The sequence below is a fragment of the Flavobacterium pectinovorum genome (assembly GCF_022802975.1).
GTDB lineage: Bacteria > Bacteroidota > Bacteroidia > Flavobacteriales > Flavobacteriaceae > Flavobacterium > Flavobacterium pectinovorum_B.
The window spans coordinates 58,501-80,606 of record NZ_JAFEVZ010000010.1; the positions used below are offsets into that span (position 1 = coordinate 58,501).

General features: G+C 34.1%; 11 protein-coding genes. 5 read left to right on the forward strand and 6 right to left on the reverse strand.

Annotated features, from left to right (window positions below; translation table 11 throughout):
- Nucleotides 1-45: 45 nt before the first annotated feature.
- The 5 genes from FLV_RS14545 to nagB are packed head-to-tail and all read left to right on the forward strand — an operon-like array spanning nucleotide 46 to nucleotide 9,479.
- On the forward strand, nucleotides 46-4,125 hold the full coding sequence (locus tag FLV_RS14545) for a hybrid sensor histidine kinase/response regulator transcription factor (RefSeq protein WP_243234866.1): 4,080 nt from the start codon (nucleotides 46-48) through the stop codon (nucleotides 4,123-4,125).
- Nucleotides 4,126-4,152: 27 nt separating this feature from the next.
- Nucleotides 4,153-5,283, forward strand: a complete 1,131-nt coding sequence (locus FLV_RS14550; RefSeq protein WP_243234867.1) for a DUF4861 family protein — start codon at nucleotides 4,153-4,155, stop codon at nucleotides 5,281-5,283.
- Nucleotides 5,284-5,317: 34 nt separating this feature from the next.
- Nucleotides 5,318-6,109, forward strand: coding sequence for a gluconate 5-dehydrogenase (locus FLV_RS14555; protein ID WP_243234868.1), 792 nt, complete (start codon nucleotides 5,318-5,320; stop codon nucleotides 6,107-6,109).
- Nucleotides 6,110-6,138: 29 nt separating this feature from the next.
- Nucleotides 6,139-7,521, forward strand: a complete 1,383-nt coding sequence (locus FLV_RS14560) for a sugar MFS transporter (RefSeq protein ID WP_243234869.1) — start codon at nucleotides 6,139-6,141, stop codon at nucleotides 7,519-7,521.
- A 32-nt stretch (nucleotides 7,522-7,553) separates the two neighbouring features.
- Nucleotides 7,554-9,479, forward strand: coding sequence for a glucosamine-6-phosphate deaminase (nagB, locus tag FLV_RS14565; RefSeq protein WP_243234870.1), 1,926 nt, complete (start codon nucleotides 7,554-7,556; stop codon nucleotides 9,477-9,479).
- An 866-nt stretch (nucleotides 9,480-10,345) separates the two neighbouring features.
- On the opposite strand, the gene FLV_RS14570 is transcribed toward nagB, so the two are convergent.
- The 6 genes from FLV_RS14570 to FLV_RS14595 all read right to left on the reverse strand — a co-directional run bounded on the left by FLV_RS14570 (nucleotide 10,346) and on the right by FLV_RS14595 (nucleotide 21,769).
- Nucleotides 10,346-13,183: a glycoside hydrolase family 2 protein gene (locus FLV_RS14570; RefSeq protein ID WP_243234871.1), complete on the reverse strand. Its 2,838-nt coding sequence runs from the start codon at nucleotides 13,181-13,183 to the stop codon at nucleotides 10,346-10,348.
- Between the two features lie 31 nt (nucleotides 13,184-13,214).
- On the reverse strand, nucleotides 13,215-14,648 hold the full coding sequence (locus FLV_RS14575; protein WP_243234872.1) for a glycoside hydrolase family 28 protein: 1,434 nt from the start codon (nucleotides 14,646-14,648) through the stop codon (nucleotides 13,215-13,217).
- Nucleotides 14,649-14,707: 59 nt separating this feature from the next.
- The gene (locus FLV_RS14580; RefSeq protein WP_243234873.1) at nucleotides 14,708-17,317 is read right to left on the reverse strand and encodes a glycosyl hydrolase 115 family protein; all 2,610 of its coding nucleotides are present in this window, start codon (nucleotides 17,315-17,317) and stop codon (nucleotides 14,708-14,710) included.
- A 180-nt stretch (nucleotides 17,318-17,497) separates the two neighbouring features.
- Nucleotides 17,498-18,745 (reverse strand): hypothetical protein, encoded by a 1,248-nt coding sequence (locus FLV_RS14585; protein WP_243234874.1) that lies wholly within the window; start codon nucleotides 18,743-18,745, stop codon nucleotides 17,498-17,500.
- 433 nt (nucleotides 18,746-19,178) lie between these two features.
- Complete coding sequence (locus FLV_RS14590; RefSeq protein ID WP_243234875.1) at nucleotides 19,179-20,822, reverse strand: serine hydrolase; 1,644 nt, start codon at nucleotides 20,820-20,822, stop codon at nucleotides 19,179-19,181.
- A gap of 494 nt (nucleotides 20,823-21,316) precedes the next feature.
- A complete protein-coding gene (locus FLV_RS14595) occupies nucleotides 21,317-21,769 on the reverse strand; it encodes an Lrp/AsnC family transcriptional regulator (protein WP_243234876.1) in 453 nt (150 codons plus the stop codon).
- Between the last annotated feature and the right edge of the window lie 337 nt (nucleotides 21,770-22,106).

Sequence of the window (22,106 nt, forward strand, 5' to 3'; positions counted from 1 at the left end):
GATTAGGATATTGTAATGAAAATAAAGGTTTAAAAAGAGAAAAAAATGAGTACAGAACCAACAAGTATAATTTTAAATACCATGAAAAAAAAGATAACAGTCTTAGCATTATTTTGCATGATTCTTTTTGCAAATATAGGTCAGGCCCAGGTTCTGGATCGGTATTTTCGTAATATTTCGGTTGATAAAGGGCTATCTCAAAGCTCTGTTTTTGCCATTCAGCAGGATAATCTTGGTTTTATCTGGATTGGAACTCAGGACGGACTGAATCGCTATGACAGCAAAGGTTTTAAAGTTTACAGACCCATAAAAAATGTAAAAAGCAGTTTGCAGTCTTACTACATTCGAAGCCTCTTTACCGATCACAAAGGACAATTGTGGATAGGCGGTAATCAGGGAATCAGTGTTTATAATTACAATACCGACAGTTTTACAAATTATGAACTTCCACGCAATATAGGAGAATGGTATATCTCTGCTATAACTGAGGACAGTGAGCATCAAATCTGGGCTACTTCCAGTGCCGGTGATGTTTTTGTACTTTCATCAAAAGACCAGAATTTCACTCCACTTAAATTTAATGCTTCTTCTCATGAAATTAAGAAAATTGCTTACATCGGGATTTGGCAGCAACAAATTGTTTTGGGTACAGATGTGGGACTTTTCAAACTAAAACCAAACTCACATCAATTAACGAAAATTGATTTAGGCGTAAAAAAGCCATATATCAATGATGTTTATGTTGATGGAAAAAAATTATGGGTGGCTACTGAAGGCTACGGTGTAATAACTTATGATAGTCAAAACAAACACCTTACTTCTCTCCTGCATAACACAAACGGAAACAGTATTGCAGACAACAACATTAGATGCATAGGAAAAGACACAGAAGGAAATATCTGGCTTGGAACTTTTAGAGGACTTACTATTTTTAGCCCAAATACGAAGTTGTTTACCAATTATTACCATCAAATTTCACAGCCTTATACCATCAGCCAAAATTCGGTTCGCTGTTTTTTTAAGGATAAACAAAACGGAATTTGGTTGGGGACCTATTACGGCGGACTTAACTATTACCACAAAAGCGATATCAAGTTTAATCTTCTGAGTCAAAACTCTGGTAAACCATCTTTAAACGATGAAGTAATTGGTGTCATTAAACAAGACTCGAAAGGTAATTTTTGGATTGGAAGCAACGATAAAGGAGTCAATTATTGGAATAAAAACACCAATACCATCAGTTATTTTTCTAACAGCGAAAACAATCCTAACAGTTTAAGTTCTAACAATATAAAAGCCATTGAATTTGATGATAACGGCAATGTTTTGATCGGAACTCACAACGGAGGATTAAATCTTCTAAATCCAAACAGCGGTGCTGTCCAGCGATTTCGCCATGATGAAAATAATCCGGGCAGTATTGCAGGCGACCTGGTTTACAGCCTTCTGAAAGATTATAAAGGAAGAATCTGGGTGGGCACGAGATCCGGTTTAGACCAGTTTCATCCGGATACAAAATCTTTCACACACATTCATCTCGATAAAGCGGGCAAGCGTCCGGCATCAGATGATATAACCTATCTTTTTGAAGACAGCAAACACCGAATCTGGATTGGCACTACAAACGGTGTTACCCTATTTTATCCGGATAATGTTTTATTCGGAAACATAGGACACGGAAAATTAAGCGAAGACATCGTCAATTGTATTACTGAAGACAAAAAACACCGAATTTGGATTGGTACACGAGAAGGATTACGTCTTTATGATGAAACCAAAGAGTCTTTTATTAGTCTAAAAGCCAGAAAAGATTTCGTAAAAGAAACCATTTATGGCATAATCCCCGATGATGACAGCAATTTATGGATTTCTACCAACAGCGGATTGATAAAATTCAATCCCGATAACGGCGCTGTTCAAACTTTTGATGAAAGCGACGGTCTGCAAAACAAACAATTCAACGAATATTCTTTTTATAAAGCCAAAGATGGGATGATGCTTTTTGGGGGAATTAAAGGAATTTCGTATTTCTATCCTTCAAAGATCAAACAACAGCCGCTTCCTTTAAAACTGAATTTTACAGCATTAGAAGTCTTAAATAAAACGGTTGCCGTAGATGATGAAACAAACATTTTGGAAGAACATATTGATCAGGCAAACGAAATAGAAATTGGTCCGGAATACAAGCAATTCAGTATCTTTTTTAACACCTTCAATTATATATCTTCCAATCGTACTTATTATTACTACAAACTGGAAGGAATTGACAAAGACTGGCAACGTACTGATCAGCTTAAAATTAGCTACAGTAATTTACCTATTGGTACCTATAACCTGCAAATTAAAGCGATTGGACCTAATGGAGAAACAAGTGCTACCAGAAGTTTAAAAATAAGCATTCTGGCTCCGTGGTACAAAACAATCTGGTTTTCATTATTGTTATTGAGTATTATTGGTACTGCGGCATACATTGGTTATAAAATTATAAAGGAAAGAATAAAAGCGGTTCAGCAGTTGAAACTGGAACGTATCGATAAAGAAAGGGTGAGTTATATCAATGAGGTAAAAATGGATTTTTTTACCAATGTATCTCACGAACTTCGAACACCGCTAACCCTGATTTTAGCACCTTTGGAGGAACTGCTTAAAATGCCTTTTACAGATAAAACATTCAAAAAGAAACATGAATTAATGTTTATTAATGCCAAAAGGCTTTACAATTTGGTAGATCAGCTTTTTGAGTTTAGAAAAACCGAAATGGGGACACGACAGCTTAAAGTAGGCAAAGGCGATATTGTGCGTTTTACGCATGAAATTTTCGAATCATTTAAACCACTTTCAGAAAAAAACAGTATTCATTTTACGTATCATGCTGCAGTCGAACAATTACTGTTTTATTTTGATAAAGATGCAATGGAGAAAATCTTATTCAATCTGTTATCCAATGCTTTTAAATACACAAAAACCGGACAAAGCATCAGTATTGAACTTCTGAAAAAAAATGATACCGTAGAAATAAAAGTTACCGATACAGGAGTTGGAATTAGCGAAGAAGATATTTCAAAAGTATTCGATCGTTTTTATCAGGTCAATAATCGCGAAATGAACCTGGGTTCAGGTGTTGGTCTTGCTTTTACCAAACGTTTGGTCGAACTGCATCATGGATCTATTTCTGTTGAAAGTACGATCGAAAAAGGCAGCATATTTACAGTCGCCATTCCAATTGCTGACGTTGTTTACAGAAATGATCAACAGATTCAGGACTCTGCATACGAATTATCCATTTTATCAGATAATGACCTGGTTACGGACGATTCTTTAGCATTGGAAGAAGAAATAATAATAGAAAGAGACCAGCCTCTTAAACTGCTTATTGTAGATGATAACAAAGAAATTTTAGACTACTTACAGGATTATTTTGGTAAGATATACGAAGTTTTGGTGGCCTATGATGGTCAGATGGCGCTAGATCTTTTAGAAATTCAACCGGTTGACATCATCATTAGCGATGTGATGATGCCGGAATTGGATGGTCTTCATTTTTGTAAACGTGTGAAACAAAACATCAATACTTCCCATATTCCGCTGATGCTTCTGACCGCAAGAACCGAAACCAGTCAACAGATAAAAGGTTTGGAAATGGGTGCTGACGATTATATAACCAAACCGTTTTCGACACCTCTACTGGCAGCAAAAATTACAAACCTGCTGCGCTCTCGTAAACGCCTGAAAGAATATTATTCCGCAGGAAAGGAAATGGTACCCGAAAATATTGCTTTTAATGCACTTGATGAAGAATTTCTAAAACAAGCCATTCATATTGTCGAAGATCATTTGGCCGATTCTGAATTTTCGGTAGATCAATTTAGTAAAGAAATCGGAATGAGCCGCTCTAATCTCTATCTGAAGCTGAAAGCCATTACGGGTGAGTCTGCGATGGATTTCATAAAGAGAATCCGATTTAAAAAAGCGGTCGAATTGATGCAGAGTAAACGTTACACTATTGCACAGATTACATATATGTGTGGTTTTAACTCACCCTCGTATTTTTCCACCGCCTTTAAACAGCATTACGGCTGTATGCCTAGTGAATATCTGGATCGAACAAATGATACCAAAGAATAATTAATAATACAGATTTAAACAACACTCATGAAATTTATCAAAATCCTTTTTTTACTGGCTATGGTTTTGCCTTTAAATATTATTGCACAAACAAAAGCTACGGTTATTATTCAAAATAATTCAACATTAGACCGAAAAGAGGCTGTATTAGCTGTGAAGTGGGAAACTATTCTGTCTTCTTATCCCAAAATAGATACTGCGAATTTTGTTGTAATTAATTCGGCTACAAAAAAGCAAATTCCGTTTCAGTTAGAACACAATGGATATCCTGGTATTCAAAATTTATTGATCCAAGTAGATTCTAAAGCAAAATCAACCCTTACACTTATCATACAAAAAGGAAAATCAGAAATTTTCACTTCCAAAACCTACGCTCGTTTTGTACCGGAACGAATGGATGATTTTGCCTGGGAAAATGATAAAATTGCTTTTCGTGCCTACGGAAAAGCTTTAGAAAAAACAGACGGAGATGCTTACGGTTTTGATGTCTGGGTAAAACGAACCAATAAATTAGTTGTGAACGAACGTTACAAACGAAATGATTATCATATCGATCATGGTGACGGATTAGACTATTATCATGTTGGCTACACATTGGGCGCAGGAAACATGGCTCCTTACGTAAAAGATACGATTCGCTACTCAGGAAATTATCACCAATGGAAAGTATTGGATAACGGACCATTGCGTTCTACATTTCAATTGTCTTATGACAGCTGGAATGCAGGAGGAATAAAAGTTACCGCAACGAAAACTATTTCAATCGATGCAGGATCACAACTTAACCGCATTGAAAACGTCTACACTTTTAACGATAACAAACCTTTACCTGTTGTAGTCGGAATTATCAGAAGAGATAAACCCGGTGCTATTTCGTTAAATGAACAGCAAGGTATTATGGGCTACTGGGAACCAACATTAGGAGAAAATGGAACGACAGCCGTAGGCTCTATATTGCTGACTCCGGTAACCAATATGTGGATTGATAAAGAACAAATATTGGCAAAAACTGCCGTAAAAAGCAACGAACCTATTGTTTACTACACGGGTGCCGCGTGGGATAAAGCCGGAACAATCACCTCAGAAAAATTATGGTTCAGCTATCTGGATAATTTCAATCAGGAATTAAAAAATCCATTGATCATCACTATTAAATAATATCAAAATCACTATTAACTATAAATTATAAAAAATGTCAATTAACTTATTTGATTTAACTGGAAAAACAGCGCTAATTACAGGAGGAGTTCATGGTTTAGGAATGGCAATGGCCAAAGGATTAGGAAATGCAGGAGCAAAAATTGTAGTAAACGATCTTTCGCAGGAATCTCTGGATAAAGCAGTTGCTGAATACAAATCTGTAGGAATTGAAGCTTACGGATATGTATTTAATGTAACCGATGAAAAAGCTGTAATTGCAGGTATAACCCAAATAGAAGCCGAAGTTGGCCCTATTGATATTTTAATCAACAATGCCGGAATTATCAAAAGAACTCCAATAATCGAAATGGAAGTGGAAGATTTTACAGCCGTAATAAATGTTGATTTAATTAGTCCGTTCATTGTTTCTAAAAATGTTGCAAAAGGAATGATTCAACGTGGTGGCGGAAAAATCATAAACATTTGTTCTATGATGAGTGAACTTGGAAGAGATTCTGTAAGTGCCTATGCCGCTGCAAAAGGCGGATTAAAAATGCTGACTAAAAACATGGCTACAGAATGGGCAAAGTTTAACATCCAGACTAACGGAATTGGCCCGGGGTATTTTGCAACAAGCCAAACAGCTCCTATCAGAGTTGACGGACATCCTTTTAATGAATTTATCGTAAGCAGAACACCGGCTGGCCGTTGGGGAGATCCGGATGATTTGCAGGGAGCAGCGATATTTTTAAGTTCAAAAGCAAGTGATTTTGTAAACGGACATATTGTTTATGTAGATGGAGGAATCTTAGCAACCATAGGAAAACCATCAAACGAAGATTAATACCACTACCCTCTTAAAAAAAATAAATTATGTTAAAAATTGAAAATGCAATCCAAAATAATCACCCGAATACCTTTATTCCGATGGTAATTTTGACCGCATTATTTTTTATTTTAGGATTCGTTACCTGGCTGAACGGGCCTTTAATTCCGTTTTTTGAAATGGCATGCGAGTTATCGGCAACCCAAGCCTATTTTGTAACTTTTGCTTTTTACATCGCCTATTTTGTTATGGCAATTCCATCATCCTGGGTAATCGAAAAAGTAGGTTATAAAAATGGTGTTTCGCTGAGTTTGATTATAATTGCTCTTGGGGCATTTATGTTTTACCCGGCTGCTGAAAGTCGCACTTTTATTTTGTTTCTGGCCGCTCTTTTTATTATGGGTACAGGTTTGGCAATTCTGCAAACAGCTGCAAATCCTTATGTGGTAGTTATTGGAGCAAGAGAAAGTGCAGCAGCTCGAATAAGTGTTTTAGGGATTGCCAACAAATTAGCAGGATTTATAGCGCCACTAGTTTTAACAGCCTTGGTATTATCAAATATGCAGGATTATACAGCCGATAAAATTGCTGCACTGGATACTAATGCAAAAGCTGCTGCCTTAGATGCTCTTGCCTTGCAATTGCAAACTCCGTATATTTTTATGGGAGGTATCATTCTTATTTTAGCCCTATTGGTAAAACTTTCGCCACTACCTGAAATTGAATTAGATGAAGAAGGAAATGTAGCGCACATGAGTATTTTTAAGCAAATAACCAATGCTTTCCAATTTCCACAATTGGTTTTAGGCGTCATTACATTAATGCTATATCTGGCTGCTGAAGTTCTGGCAGGAGATTCAATTGGTGGATTTGGAAAACAATTAGGCGTTTATGGTACTGATGGTAATTTTTACCTAAAACTGACCTCGTTTACCATGACAGCAATGGTAATTGGATACATTTTAGGAATTGTATTAATTCCGAAATATGTTTCTCAGGTACAAGCATTAAAAGCCTCAGGAATTTTGGGTTTCCTAATTGTATTACTGATTGTATGCATATCTCCTGATATAAAAATTCAATTATCGGGAATTCCAGCTCTGCCTTTGGTCATCATTCTTGTAGCCCTGATGGGACTTTCTAATGCGCTTTGTTGGCCCGCCATTTGGCCAATGGCATTACAAGAACTTGGAGGATACACTAAAATAGCCAGTGCCATATTGATTATGGGAATTATTGGCGGAGCGATTTTCCCTTTAATTTACGGCTCTTTGGCAGAAACAATCAACTTAGCAAATGAAGCTGATGGTGTTGTAAAAACAGCTAAAAGTGGTAATCAAATCGCTTATTTAATGTTATTACCCACCTACGCTATGATTATATTTTATGCTTTCAAAGGACATAAATACAGAAGCTGGTCAAAAAAATAATACCGAATAAAAATTAAAAAATAATTCAAAACATGAAAAGTATAATAGACAAAGCAACCGGATTTGAAAAACGATTTGAAAATAGCAATACTATAGTTTTTCAAAATTCTAATGAAGCTTCAAAAGCAGTTGCTCAGGAAATTGCAGCTTTAATCCAATCAAAACAAAAAGAAAACAAACCTTGTATTTTAGGTTTAGCTACAGGTTCTTCTCCAAAAGGGTTGTATGCAGAATTAGTTCGCTTGCATAAAGAAGAAGGTTTGAGTTTTAAAAATGTAATCAGTTTTAATCTGGACGAATATTATCCAATGGAACCAAATTCGATCAACAGTTATGTTCGTTTCATGAAAGAATTACTGTTTGATCATGTTGATATTTTACCTGAAAATTACCATGTTCCTGATGGACTTTTAACCAAAGAACAAATTGCGGATTATTGCGCTGATTATGAAACAAAAATTGAAGCTTTAGGCGGAATCGATTTGCAGATTCTGGGAATTGGAGGAAACGGACATATTGGTTTTAATGAATCAGGTTCGCTTCAAAACTCTAAAACACGTTTGGTTGCTTTAGATCACATTACAAGAGTTGCAGCAAGCAAAGATTTTGGGGGATTAAACCAGACTCCAAGAACTGCAATCACATTGGGTGTAAAGAAAATAATGGAAGCCAAACAAGTAATTTTGATGGCTTGGGGTGAAGGAAAAGCTAACATTATCAATAAATCGGTTGAAGGAGAAGTAACCAATCAAATTCCTGCTTCTTTTTTGCAGGAGCATAATAATGTCATTTTTGTTTTGGATAAAGAAGCCTCTTCAAAATTAACGAGAATCAATAAACCATGGTTGGTAGAAAAGGTAATCTGGACAGACAAATTAATCCGCAAAGCAGTTTTAGGATTGGCTTTAGACCTTAAAAAACCTATTTTAATGCTGACCGATGCTGATTATATCGAAAACGGAATGAGTGATTTATTGGCAGATTCAGGTCCGGCGTATGATATCAACATTACCATTTTTAATAAATTACAAAATACAATCACAGGCTGGCCAGGCGGAAAACCAAATGCAGACGATAGCAATCGTCCTGAAAGAGCAGAACCGGCTAAAAAACGTGTTTTAATTTTTAGTCCGCATCCGGATGATGATATTATCAGTATGGGAGGAACTTTCATGCGTTTGCAGGAACAAGGCCATGAAGTTCACGTTGCGTATCAAACCTCAGGAAATATTGCTGTTGCGGATGATGAGGCGTTACGTTTTGCAAGATTCGTGATTGATTACAATGAAAAATTCGAAATAAAAAGTGCTGAAGCAGAGAACATTTATCAAAAAGCAGTAGATTTTTTAACCAATAAAAAGAACAGCGAAATTGATATTCCTGAAGTTCGTTACATTAAAGGATTAATCAGAAAAGGAGAAGCCAGAGCAACGAGTCACTTTGTGGGTTTAAACGATGATCAGATTCATTTTATGGAATTGCCTTTTTATGAAACCGGTACCATTGAGAAAAAACCAATTGGACAGGAAGATATTCAATTGACGATGGATTTAATCGAAAAAATCAAGCCACACCAAATCTATGCAGCCGGAGATTTAGCTGATCCACACGGAACACACAAAGTTTGTCTGGATGCCATTTTTGAAGCAGTTAAAACTTTAAAACCAAAACCTTTTATGAATGACTGTTGGTTATGGTTATACCGTGGAGCATGGCAGGAATGGGGAATTGACGAAGTTGAAATGGCTGTCCCGATGAGTCCTGACCAGGTTTTAGCTAAACGTCACGGAATTTTCAAACATCAGTCACAAAAGGACGGTGTTGTTTTTCAGGGAAGTGACGCCAGAGAATTTTGGCAAAGAGCCGAAGACAGAAATGCAGAAACAGCAGCTTTGTACCAACAATTAGGTTTGGCAACTTATGCGGCTATGGAAGCTTTTGTGAGATGGGAATATTAAAACTTACAAAACAGATCAGGTATATCAAGTATTTGAAGATAATAATCGCTTTCAAAGTATTGTTGGCGACAAAATCTACAAAGGAAAATGGAAGTTATCTAAAAATAACGACCAGCTGAATATAATTTCCGGGGTCTTTACAGTACCTTTTAAAATTGACTATTTTGATTCAAAAAAGAGAATCATCATAACAGATCAATTAGGAACTTTAGAATATGAGAAAGTACTTAATTAAATATCAAATCTGTTTTTAGAATTCACGAAAAATGAGCGTTTTTAGAACGCTCATTTTTTATTTATACGTATTTGCTTTCCTATCAAATGACGGTTATAGTAGAATGATAGTTTTGGCATCCAACTATAAAAAATGAATAAAATATAACTAAGTTTTTTTTCATGTAATAAATCATAGATTATAAAGTTTACTTCAAATTTATTAGTTAAAAATATTTTGACAATTATAAAATTCACCTTATGAAGATAAAAACTTTATTTTATTAATAATCTTAGAATGTAGCCTTATATTGATACTAAATTATGATGTAAATATTCTAAAAAAAATATCTAATTTTAAATATTTGACAAATTTTTCTTTTTAATTAGTCATTAGGATTTGAACTTTTAGAATAGAAGATAAATTATAACTATATATATATTCTAAACTTCATTTAATTACCGTTCAATAACAAATAATGAAATAAGATATAAAAATGGGTTAATACTTCATCATTACTTGATTTTTTTGCGTTCTCACAGTTTCGACAATTAATTGTTACTCAACTGTAGCAAATAATTGGTTTATTCTTCTATTCTTTATGGAAAGAACTAAAGAAGCATAAACAAAAATTTTAAAAAATCAATAAAAACTAATTTTCAACAGATAAACTTTTAGGTGTCCCAAAGAAAAAATAAATAGTACGCTCCTTTGCTTCGTTAATAGTATTCAGTTCGCTCGATGGTCCAAAACCACTGACTCCGCTGTCATTAACCGCCATTTTAGAACCTACTGGCGGAATTGCATCAAGGAATGAAATATTACCAGTTGGTAATAAAGGTGTTTTTATATCTGCATTTACTCCGTAAAAATCAAATAATCGCACGTATAAATCCTTATCTGGAGAAGCAATCATAATTTTCCCCTGTTGTGTACTCATCTCCATCCAAACAATATCAGCATAATATCCTTTGAATTCTGGATAAATCCACGGGGCGCTTCCTGTTTCCGTGTTATTATTCATGTTCTGATAAACATCAGCAGTAACACCTTGTATACGGTTTTTCCAAACACGGCCAGGCCCCTTACCTAACCATTTTACACTATTTACTAAACCTTGCGGGTAGTTGAAACTGACACCTGCAAATGGAAATTTGCCATTGAGTGTATAGCTGTATTGCATTTCGAGCCATCCGCTAGGCTGCATTTTCCAACGTACATAGGAGAGATTTCCACTATAACTGAACTCTACAATATAATTTTCTCCTTCTTTGAAATGTTTTACACCAGTTATAGCTGAATTTCCACTCACTAAAACGGGACCGTTATTAAATGAAAGATTCGGACTTTTATCATTTTCCAATTTTTGTATCATCCCCGTTTTCTTATCAAAACTTACAGAAATATCTCCTCCTTTTATTGTAAGCCGGCTTTCTGTTTCTTTTACATCAACTTTTGTGGTGGAGGTTTGCGCTAATAATTTTGTCAACAGTAATTTATGGGTTTTGATTTTCCAAACCCAGCGGTAAATTTCATTTTTTTCCGGATCATAAGCTGTAACCGCCAATGCATCATTCTGGTTCCAGCTTTCCGGCAAGTTTAATTTTAGATTTCCACTGACGGTTGGTGCAATATCAGGAGATGCAATTTTTCCTTGTTTATTGATGATATATCCGGATTGACTATCATTATTATTGCGAAAATTAATTAACTCATATTGAAAATTACAGTTCTTGAGGTTGGTAAAATGGTAACGATTTTCGACAGGAATAGTTCCTTTAAAATCAGCAGGAAGTTCTTGTAATGTAATGCGGACGGGGGAATAAATCTCTTTGACGGCATTATAGCTGCTTTCTTTCTGGCGGTGCGGACCAACTAAACCATCGGCAGCATTATTTGCATTTACATCAATCATATTATTCAAATCGGTACGCATGATGCCTTCATCGGCAAAGCTCCAGATGAATCCGCCACCGCCATGTTTCCCGTTCCATTGCAGCTCCCAATAATCTGCTAAAGCTGCTGCTCCGCCACCATCGTGCATAGCATGCAAAAATTCGGTTGGCATGTGAATATTACCGCTGTTTTCGCCCACTAATTCTTTGGTGCTTTCGTAGCCTTCATAATGGTTGCAATCAATTCCGTTAATCGCATTACCTGGTTTATGATGTGCATGAATTACCGTTCTATTTGATAAATCATATTTTCCAAAATCATCATCAAAATCGAAATTATGTCCACCTTCATTACCATTGCTCCAGAAAATGACCGAAGGATGATTAGCGTCTCTAATAACCATTTCTTTCACTAAAGGAGTTCCCGCTTTAGTACTATATGCCTTTTGCCAGCCTGCCAATTCATTGATTACATAAAGCCCTAAAGAATCACATACACTAAGAAAATTTTTGTCCGGTGGATAATGCGAACAGCGCACAGCATTCATATTCATTCCTTTTATCAGCTGCACATCCAACAAATCAGCCTCAGGATAAGTAGCTCGTCCATATTCAGGCCAAAGTACGTGACGGTTTACACCTTTCATTTTTACTTTTGTTCCATTTACATAAATACCGTCCAGCGCTCTGACTTCGATAGTTCTAAAACCGAATTTATCTTCTGTTTTATAAATAACCGTACTTCCTTTTTTTAGATATATTTTTACTTGGTATAAATTGGGCGTTTCAGAAGTCCAAAGCAATGGTTTCACTACTTTTGTTTTAATATTCACAATAGAATCGTTACCCGTTTTTGCAACATTATTTGCTATTATTTTACCTTTCGCATCAATAATTTCAGTCACAATCTCTCTATCTACAACTACTTTATTCAAATGCACATTTATGTTGAAAGTTCCATCAGCTTTAGCATCAATAGCTGTCCATGCAATGTTTTCCTTTGGAACTGCTTCCAGATAAACAGGTCTATAAATACCTCCAAAAATCCAATAATCGGCTAAACGTTCTGCCCCATTAACGGAATTATCAGACGACATTTTGCTGACTGTTACTTCTAATAAATTTTGAGAACCAAATTTTAATTTATCATTGATGTTGTACTTGAAACGATAAAAAGCACCTTGATGAACAGTACCAGCCAGCTTCCCATTAACTTTCACTTCAGTATCTGTCATTGAACCTTCAAAAACAATAAAAACATCTTTCTCTTTCCATTCTTTAGGAATTGTAAAATTCATTTTATAGAGCCCCTTTTCATCAAAAAAATGAAAATTCTTTCCGTAATTCACATTGTCCCGTCCAAAATTATAGGTCCCAAATCCTTGCTGTTCCCAATTTGAAGGTACCTGAATTGTTGTCCATTCGCCACTTTTACGTCCACCGGTACAAAAGAAATCCCAGGTTTTGGGATGAGTTACATCTGTTCCCGAAAGATATTGGATTTGTTTATCTGCATCGGATTGCCCAAAGGAATTTAATGCGACAATTAATAATAAAGCAAAACTGAGAGATTTAAATTTTAAAAATAAGTTCATTACAATTTATTTTGAATACGATATTTTGATATTATTTTTTCTGAATACTGTCATACTTGAAAAGCGCATCATTTATAAATGTGTTTTCGAAATTCAAGTTTTTCACATAGTCAATTTTAAGCGGAGTTTTGGCACCATTTATTTTACAATTAACTAATTTGAGATTTTCAACAGGAGATTCTTTGTAGGCATTTATCGAAATTGCATATTCTCCGCCATCAGTAACGGTAAGGTTTTCGACCCAAATATTGCGAATCGTCGGAATGAAATCTCCAGGTTTTTCGTAATGCATATCACAAAGAATAGCTGCATCTTTGTAAGTGCCAACTTCAATGTCTTTTAGGAATATATTTTCAATAATTCCGCCTCGCGAGGAACTTGTTTTAATACGTAACACTCTATCTAAATCATTGCTGCTCATTTTACAATTGACAGCATAAATATTTTTAGCTCCACCAGCAATTTCACTGCCAATAACAATTCCTCCGTGGCCGTCTTTCATGGTACACCCCTCAATAATATGATTCTCAGCAGGTTTTGTAAATCCGCGTCCGTCTTCATCTCTGCCCGATTTAATCGCAATACAATCATCTCCGGTATCAAAATAAGAATCTTTTATCAGTACATTTTTGCAGGCATCTGGATCGCAGCCATCCGTATTTGGTCCATGCGATTCAACGTGAACATTTTCTACGGTGATGTTTTCGCACATTACCGGACTTATAAACCACATTGGAGAATTAATCATCTTAACCCCAGAAATCAGAAGGTTTTTGCAATTGTAAGGCTGTATCATGTAAGGTCGCAGATAATTCCCGTCGCCAAAGGTTCTCTTGACAGGATTGACCTTTTCTTTCATCATAACATGAAGGCTTTCTCTAGCTTTAAACTGATTCGGTTCACCATCTTTCCATCCGTATTCTTTCCGGCCTTTCCATGGCCACCAATGCGTTTTATCAGCATTTCCATTTAAAACTCCTTTGCCGGTTACAGCTATATTTTTTTCATTATAGGCGTAAAATTGAGGCGAATAATTCATGCAGTCCATTCCTTCCCAACGCGTAAGCACTAAAGGATAATCCTTAGTGTCTTGCGAAAAAATTATAACAGCTCCTTCACTTACATAAAAATTGACATTGCTTTTTAAATAAATGGGACCAGTAAGAAAGTTCCCTGCCGGAACTACAACTTTACCTCCTCCTACTGCATTACAGGCATCAATTGCTTTTTTAAAAGCTTCAGTGTTTTTTGTTATTCCATCTCCTTTGGCACCAAAATCAGTAACGAAAAATTTTTTATTTTTGAATGTTGGTGCAACAATCAATTTCTTAATTTGCTCCATCTCTTTTAAAGCCTCCGCAGAAGAAGACCAAAATTTAGATTGTACTTTTTGTCCAAAAGTTATATAAATATTCAAACAGCAAGAGATTGCAGCGATTTTGATTAAATGTTTCTTTAATTTCACTCTATGATATTTTAATGTTTTATAATTTACCCAAATTTTAATTTAAGATGTACTGCTAACTAATTACCAGCCAAATCAATATCAATTCGGCTTAGAGCAAGACCAGTATCCTGCAAATAGATTCGAATTTTGGTTTCACCCTCTTCATCGACTTTAAAAGAAATATTTTTCTCAAAATACCCTCTTACTACGCTCATTGTCCAATTTTTATCTTTTCGGGAATTATCAGTGTCAATAAATTGAGGTGCCTGCTGATTTACAACAACCGCCAAATTCAGATTCCGCTCTTTATTAATCGCATCACAAGGAAGGCTTTTAAGCGATAGTTGGTATTCCCCAGTCTTTAAATTTACAATAAAATCTACATAAGGTGCTTGTGTATATTCTTGATTTGCAAATGATTTTCCTGTAAAAGGATAACGCGAAATACTTTTCCCGTCTAATCCCAATCCATCAACAGTAATGATTTTTTCTGAAAAGATTTCTTGTTTGTTTTTATAATCAGAAGCATTTAGGGAAATTAAATTTGATGATTTTGGAGCATCGATGAAAGTTATTTTTTTTTCTAAATATCTTTTATCAAATGTTGCAGGATTTCGGATAGAGTCGCTTAAAATTTCGGGATTTGAAATCTTAGGCATGGCATAAGTTTCGAGATTTCTTGGTGCATGCGTCATTATGCCGTCCCATTTGCCATTCTCGATTCCTTTATTGTAATATTGAGTTAAAGCGATAATTTGTTCCAAAGCATTTTTTGCTTTCTGTGAATAGTCTAAAGCCAATTCTTTATTAGTTTCAAATACTTCTAAACTCATTTGTGCGTAGAAAAATTTCTGTGTCATCAAAGCAGCTCCTTTTGATGGATATTCGATCAATTCAAAATAAGCATTCTTTAGTGACTGGGGAATTCGTTCTTTCAATTGATCCACTTTCTCAACCAAATCCGAATAATCCTCTAAACGTTTACCTTTTGCTTTGGAATCAAATTGCAACAGCCCCATATGTTCGGGTTTTCCGCTCTGAGCTAATTGATAATATTGATTTTTGATTACTGCGATTTCATCTGCAAATGGTGTTCCAAAAGTTTCTTCAGCCCAATCTCTTACGTAATTGGATGCATTTTCAGGTGTCCATTTTTTTGTATCCCAGGCAAGATCCAAAAAGAATTGTGTTTCCATTTCGGCAGGTTTGATGTCTCCCACATTGACAACCCAAAACCGATCAGCACCAAATTGATATGCTTTAGTCATTTCATAAGCTATCAAAGAAGGGGAATTAGAAGACAGCCAAGTATAATCATGAGGACCGCCTAAATAAGATAGATGATAATAAATTCCGCTGGCACCACTTCTTTTTTGCTCTGCAGTATTTGATAATTGACGAAGGTAGCCAAAGTTATCATCTGTCCATACCAGAGTAACATCATCAGGAACTTTTAAACCTCCGGTGTATAAATCTAAAACCTCTTTATATGGACAGAATATTTGCAATGCATTGGTTGGCGCACCAAAATATTTTTTGAAAATGCTTCTTTGGTCTCCAATCACATTTTCGACCAAAGCAATTTTGCCTTCTTTAGTCTCCGGACCTGTAATACCGCCGTCTCGTATGCCGCGCATTCCTACTGTGTACATCGCTTCATAATTTTTAGCTCCATTTACACGATCATCCCAATATTTAAGCACTTCGTCTTTATTAGTATCATAACGGTAAATTCCAGGTTTATGTCCATATTCTTTTTCGTAGCCGATCTGCCACTCAAAAGTATTGCTGCGCAACATCATATCGCAATGTGTTGAGCCTATTACTATAGCGTATTTATCAGCAATTACAGGGTTTTGAGGATAATACCAAAAAGCTTTGGTACTATCATGCATAGCGGGCCAAATCAAATTGGCTTTTAAGCGAAGTAATAATTCAAAAACTTTGGCATAGGTCTTTGGACCAATATCTCTGATGTCCGTATCCTGTTTTTTGGCAGCCCAAGGATTAAGCCCCCAGTCCTCGTCATTTATAAAAATCCCTCTGTACTTAACCGAAGGCTCTTTTTGAATAAATGTTCCTGGTAATATATAAAGTGATTTTAGTGATTTTGGTTTTACATCTGCCCAATAAACCAACGGAGAAACGCCAGCCAATTTAGATATTTCAAATAGTCCATAAGCGGTTCCTCTTCTGTCGCTTCCTGTAATTACTAAGGCTTGTTTTACTCCTTTAATTGGTGCGTTTATTATGCTTACAGAATACGATTCCCATTTGTTTTGAATTGCAGAAACATCTATTTTTTTTGATTTTATCAACTGATCAATAAACGCAGAATGACCAATTGTACCGGCAATTATCAAATAATCTTCCTTTTTTTTGTAATCATGAATAACGGCTGGTTTTGAACCGCTCACCAACTCTAAGTCATTTGCAAAAGCTTTTGAAGCAATTTCAACGACTTCTGCATCATTTTTATCAGTAAGAATTGGAGGAACTTTTTTATTATGAATTAAAGGAAATGATGCCGAAGTAAACTGCGTTGTTGTTCTTAACTTTTTCTCTATATCCTGTCCTGATATTTTGGCACAGCCAATGATCAAAAAGAACAAGATCAATAAATAAGAAACTACATTTGACTTATATGTCTGTTTTCTAAAAGTAATGTTTAATTGTTTAAAATTCATAGGTTTTTACAATTTGAAAATTTTGGAATTTTGCGAATTTCAAAGAAAAAACAATCGTTTTTCCCAGATCACATTTCAAATATAATAAGCTATGTATTTTTATGTCATTTTAATGCTGATCAAAGTATATCCATAATTATGGATAAGTATTAATACCTGGAAATCAGCATCTTGAAATATTTAAAAATGATAGTATTTTGTACCGTTTAATGAACTAAGGCTGCAGTCTTTTATAAATCCATTCCGTTCAAATTCAACAGAAATACCTCTTAGATTACCTAAAGAACTCTGATAAGTGGTTTTATAAATTAAAATATTGTTGACAAAAAGCGAAAGTGTTTTATTATTATTGACAAGTTTAATTTGGTTCCATTTTTGAAAATCAATAACAAAAGGAGATAAATTATGTGTTACTCCGTCTATGTTTTTTTCACTGACAACATTGATTATTCTTGAACTGCAGCCTGAATTAACAAAATTGAAAAGTATGGTATTATTGGCTCCAGAAATTTTAAAAACAAAACCATTGCAAGATATTCCTTCATTATCAATATCTTTTTTAAAAGCAGTTTCAAAAATAAAAGCATCTCCATTATCATCAATAGGATTATAATTACATAAACGGACGAAAAATTTTTCTGAAATATCAACCCCTTGTTTTTCTAATTGACTATTAGAAATATGAAACACGCTGTCTTGATTTTTATTGGCCGGAAATGCATAAAAACTTTTTGGAATGTATCGCTGTCTTTTAAAGGCTAATCCCACCCATTTTTTATTGGTAGTTACATAAACCTTGGATTTTGCAAATTCTTTGGTACGATTTGTTAGAATTACATCGAAAACTCCAGGTATAAAATATATATGTGACACCAATTTTTGACCCGGATTCAGGTACATTAAACGAGATTTATCTCCAAAATTTATAAAAACACTGTCTTTTGTATTTGGAATATTGACTTTAAAAAAACATGTTTTAGGCAGTTTACCCTCTGAAGATTCTATTTTTAAACTATAGTTACCATCATTGAAATAAAACTCGTTTAAAAGAAAGCAGCTTAAGCCAACTGAAATTAATAAGAATACTAAAAAAAATCCAGCTTTAGATTTTTTGATCGCCTTAGAATTAATGAACTGGTCAGACAAAATTTCCAAATCTGAATCTTGATTGTATTTCTCATTTATGTCAAAATCAGAATACTCCATTAATGCGTCAAAAGTTGCCTGCTGAGGGAGATAATATTTATCTGTAGGAATCTTACCAAAAATTCGTTTTAAGGTATTATAACTAATGTTAATTTTAGTTTTTTCCAGAATCTCTTTGCTAATATCGTTATAATCATTGTGTTTCCAATTTTGGGAATTGCCACGACCAAATTTTTGCTCGCATTTTTCAACTAAATTCTTAAAATGTAATCTTTTATCCATTTTTTAAATACAAATCACTTAATTCTATTACGACTAAAATATGACTTTTATTTTTATCGATTGAAAAAAAGTTGTGTCACATCTCTCTGGAAAAATCTGTGCACGTCTTCAATTCCTCTCAGAATTCTTTTAGCTGATTTAAAAACGTTTCTTATTCATGTATGTAATACACAAAATCCTTTTGTAACGGGATTCGGCACAAAAGATTGCTTCGCCAGTTCGCTATCGCTCGGGTGTAACGTACAGCGGGAAGAGCTCCTAAAAATTATTAATATGAAATCACAGACAGTAATTTATGAAGCCAAAGAAAGACAGATATTACATGTAGTACACCAATTTCTTCAAATCATCCAAAAAAGATGTTGAAATTTGTCCTGTCGTGGTCACAAAAGCCAAATGGCGCCATTTTTTATTTTTATTCTAAAATTCTGTTTTATTCTACCTTTTTAGCAATCATATCACTTCCCATATTTAGTGTAAGGCTTGCGATTTTTCCGTTTTGATCTGTATTAAATGTGAATTGTGCGCTGATTATTTTACTATAAAACCTGTTTTGTGACATAGGAAATACGGTTGTTATTGCTTCTCCAGTTCCTTGAATAAATAGCTGTTTATCATCTGAAGTAACAGTGAAAAAATAATTATTATTCAACTGATACTTGCCTCCATAAGATCTAAGCACTTCAGATGGAACTATCACCTTTGCGACCAGTTCGGCAGAAGAAATTCCTAATTTGGTTAGTACTTTAATTGCATTGGTATTATTTGAATCAAGCTTAATTGATTTTTTATAGTTTTCTACAGCATTTACAGTATCGTTTGCAACTAGATAAACCTTACCTAAACTATCATAAACATTTGAAGAGTTCGGATTTAATTCTGCATTGAATTTAAATAAAGATAATGCATCATTTGTTTTCTTCTCAACTAGATATTTATAGCCCAATTCATTGATAGCATCATCATCAAAAGCAAATAGTTGCGGGGCCTTTTTTATTGCTTCCCGAGTAATTTCTATTGCCGTATCTGTAGAATTATTCTTTAAAGATTCTTTTAATTTAGAAAAAACAGGAATCTTAGGAAGCTCATAAGTATTTACCTCTAAAATATTATCGATTGCTCCACTTATCTCATTGAGTGCTACTGCATCACCATTATTGGTAAGCAGAATATAAGAATTGTTTTTAGTTAAATTTCTTTTTATAAACGTCCGATATCCAAAATCACTTCCTGAGTGTTCTACTGTTTTATCCTGTTTATAATTCTTAATTTTCCACCCAAATCCATAATTTGATATAGAACCATTATTCAAAAAAACACTCGTAAAAGCTTCATCCATTGTTTTATTTGATACAAGTTTTTGACCATATAAGGATTGTTCCCATAAAAACAAATCATCTACATTTGAAATCATACTTGTAGAACCTGTATGGGAAACTCTAAAATCATCTGTTTCACCAATTCTTGTATATCCTATTGCTCTATTTCTTATTCTAAATAAAGAATCACTGCAAACAAGTGTATTTTTCATCTTTAACGGATCAAATATGTTCTCTTTCAAAAATGCTGAGAAAGTCTGACCCGAAATTTTTTCTATAATTAATGCCAGCATTACGTAACCCCCATTGTTGTATACATATTGTTCTCCCGTTTTAAAATCCAGCTGATTTCGGTTTATTAATATCTTCAGAATTTCGGAATTATGTAAATTATGCTTATCAGTATATTCATAATATTGAGGTAAACCTGATGTATGATTTAACAAATTACTTATTGCAATATCCTTTGCGTAATCAGGAAGTTCAGGAAAGTATTTTGTGAGTTTATCGTTATAAGAAAGTTTATTACGCTCTTTCAAAATCATAATTCCCATCGCTGTAAATTGTTTAGAAACAGAAGCAAGACCAAAAGCTGATTTAGTAGTTAATTTTTGTCTCGTCTCATTATTTAAATAACCAAAAGCTTTTTTATAAATTACTTTTCCATTTTCAGAAACTAAAACGGTGCCGTTAAAAATTCCGTTTGCATAGCAATGTTTCATTAAATTGTCTATTTCTACCGCTTTACTTTGTGCCACAGCATTAACAACAGAAATTATTGAAATAATGATGCTGAAAATAAATGTTGTTAAATTGTTTTTGTAGTTAGCGAAATGTAATTCTGAACGTAGTTTTCTCATCATAAATGTGTTTTTATATTTGTAAAACTATTCTTTTGTTTTTTAGTCCTTGTTAAAAAAGCTACAATAAAAACCTAAAAAAGCCACAAATTTATAAGAGCTCATAAATATGAAATTGAATGTATAATCGTGGCACAAAACATTTCATGGTTCGAATTTTTCACAAGAAATCTTTAGACTTGTTTGAAATAAACAAGCTAAAAGTGGCTTTATTAAAGTTTTAATCGAAGCTGAACGAAGGTTCGAAATCCCGTTAAGTATATAGAGTTTTTTTCTCTTTTGGTTTATTGTAGTTTTTTTGATGCTAAATATAAAATAATTCCAAAATGGACTTAATACATTTGCTGTCACAAAAGCTAAGGCAAATTTCTAATAAATAAACCATCACGGAACTATCCATACAAATTTTTTATCTCCGACATAACAAAGGTACTTTGGGTACTCCCTATGCTTTCAACTGATCCTAATTTATTAAACACAAAATCCTGATAATGCTTCATATCTTTGGCAGAAACTTTCATTAAAAAATCGTAATCTCCTGAGATATTGTAGCATTCCACAATTTCTTCTATTTTCATAATATCACTAACAAACTGATTTCCGATGTTACGATCGTGCTGTTTAAGTTTGATATTACAGAAAACGATAAATCCTCGATTTAATTTTTCTGCATCCAGCAGTGCTATATATTTCTTAATATAACCATTGTTTTCCAATCTCTTAATACGCTCAAAAACAGGCGATGCCGAAAGATTTACCATTTTAGCAAGCTCTTTTACAGTGTATTTAGAATTATCGTGAAGTATATTTAATAACTGAAGATCAATTTCATCTATCTGCTCCATAGAATAGTACTTTAAACAGGTTTAATTTATTTTTAAATCAGAATAAAATTCTTCAAATATAACTAAAAACAATACAAAAATCTTATTCTATATAAATTTAAAACATAACATACTGCAGTGTTTGCCTTCATAGTATAAAAATCTAAAAGGCACTATGTTTATATCAGGCAGTGTTATTCTTAATGCCTTTTATCGAAAAAAGATAAAGGGCCAAGTAATAACTAAACTACTATAGAATTGAAGTCCATAGGTTTGACCGGCAGACTTAAAGTCTGCAAGGTTATAACGTTTAATTTCAACCGCAAATTCACACAAATTAATTTGCGAAAATTTGTGG

Excerpts from the sequence above, each read along its gene's own strand:
- FLV_RS14595 (WP_243234876.1), bottom strand. The coding sequence starts at position 21,769 with ATGGAGCAGATAGATGAAATTGATCTTCAGTTATTAAATATACTTCAC.
- FLV_RS14560 (WP_243234869.1), top strand. The coding sequence starts at position 6,139 with ATGTTAAAAATTGAAAATGCAATCCAAAATAATCACCCGAATACCTTT.
- FLV_RS14545 (WP_243234866.1), top strand. The coding sequence starts at position 46 with ATGAGTACAGAACCAACAAGTATAATTTTAAATACCATGAAAAAAAAG.
- FLV_RS14580 (WP_243234873.1), bottom strand. The coding sequence starts at position 17,317 with ATGAATTTTAAACAATTAAACATTACTTTTAGAAAACAGACATATAAG.
- FLV_RS14550 (WP_243234867.1), top strand. The coding sequence starts at position 4,153 with ATGAAATTTATCAAAATCCTTTTTTTACTGGCTATGGTTTTGCCTTTA.
- FLV_RS14585 (WP_243234874.1), bottom strand. The coding sequence starts at position 18,745 with ATGGATAAAAGATTACATTTTAAGAATTTAGTTGAAAAATGCGAGCAA.
- nagB (WP_243234870.1), top strand. The coding sequence starts at position 7,554 with ATGAAAAGTATAATAGACAAAGCAACCGGATTTGAAAAACGATTTGAA.
- FLV_RS14555 (WP_243234868.1), top strand. The coding sequence starts at position 5,318 with ATGTCAATTAACTTATTTGATTTAACTGGAAAAACAGCGCTAATTACA.
- FLV_RS14570 (WP_243234871.1), bottom strand. The coding sequence starts at position 13,183 with ATGAACTTATTTTTAAAATTTAAATCTCTCAGTTTTGCTTTATTATTA.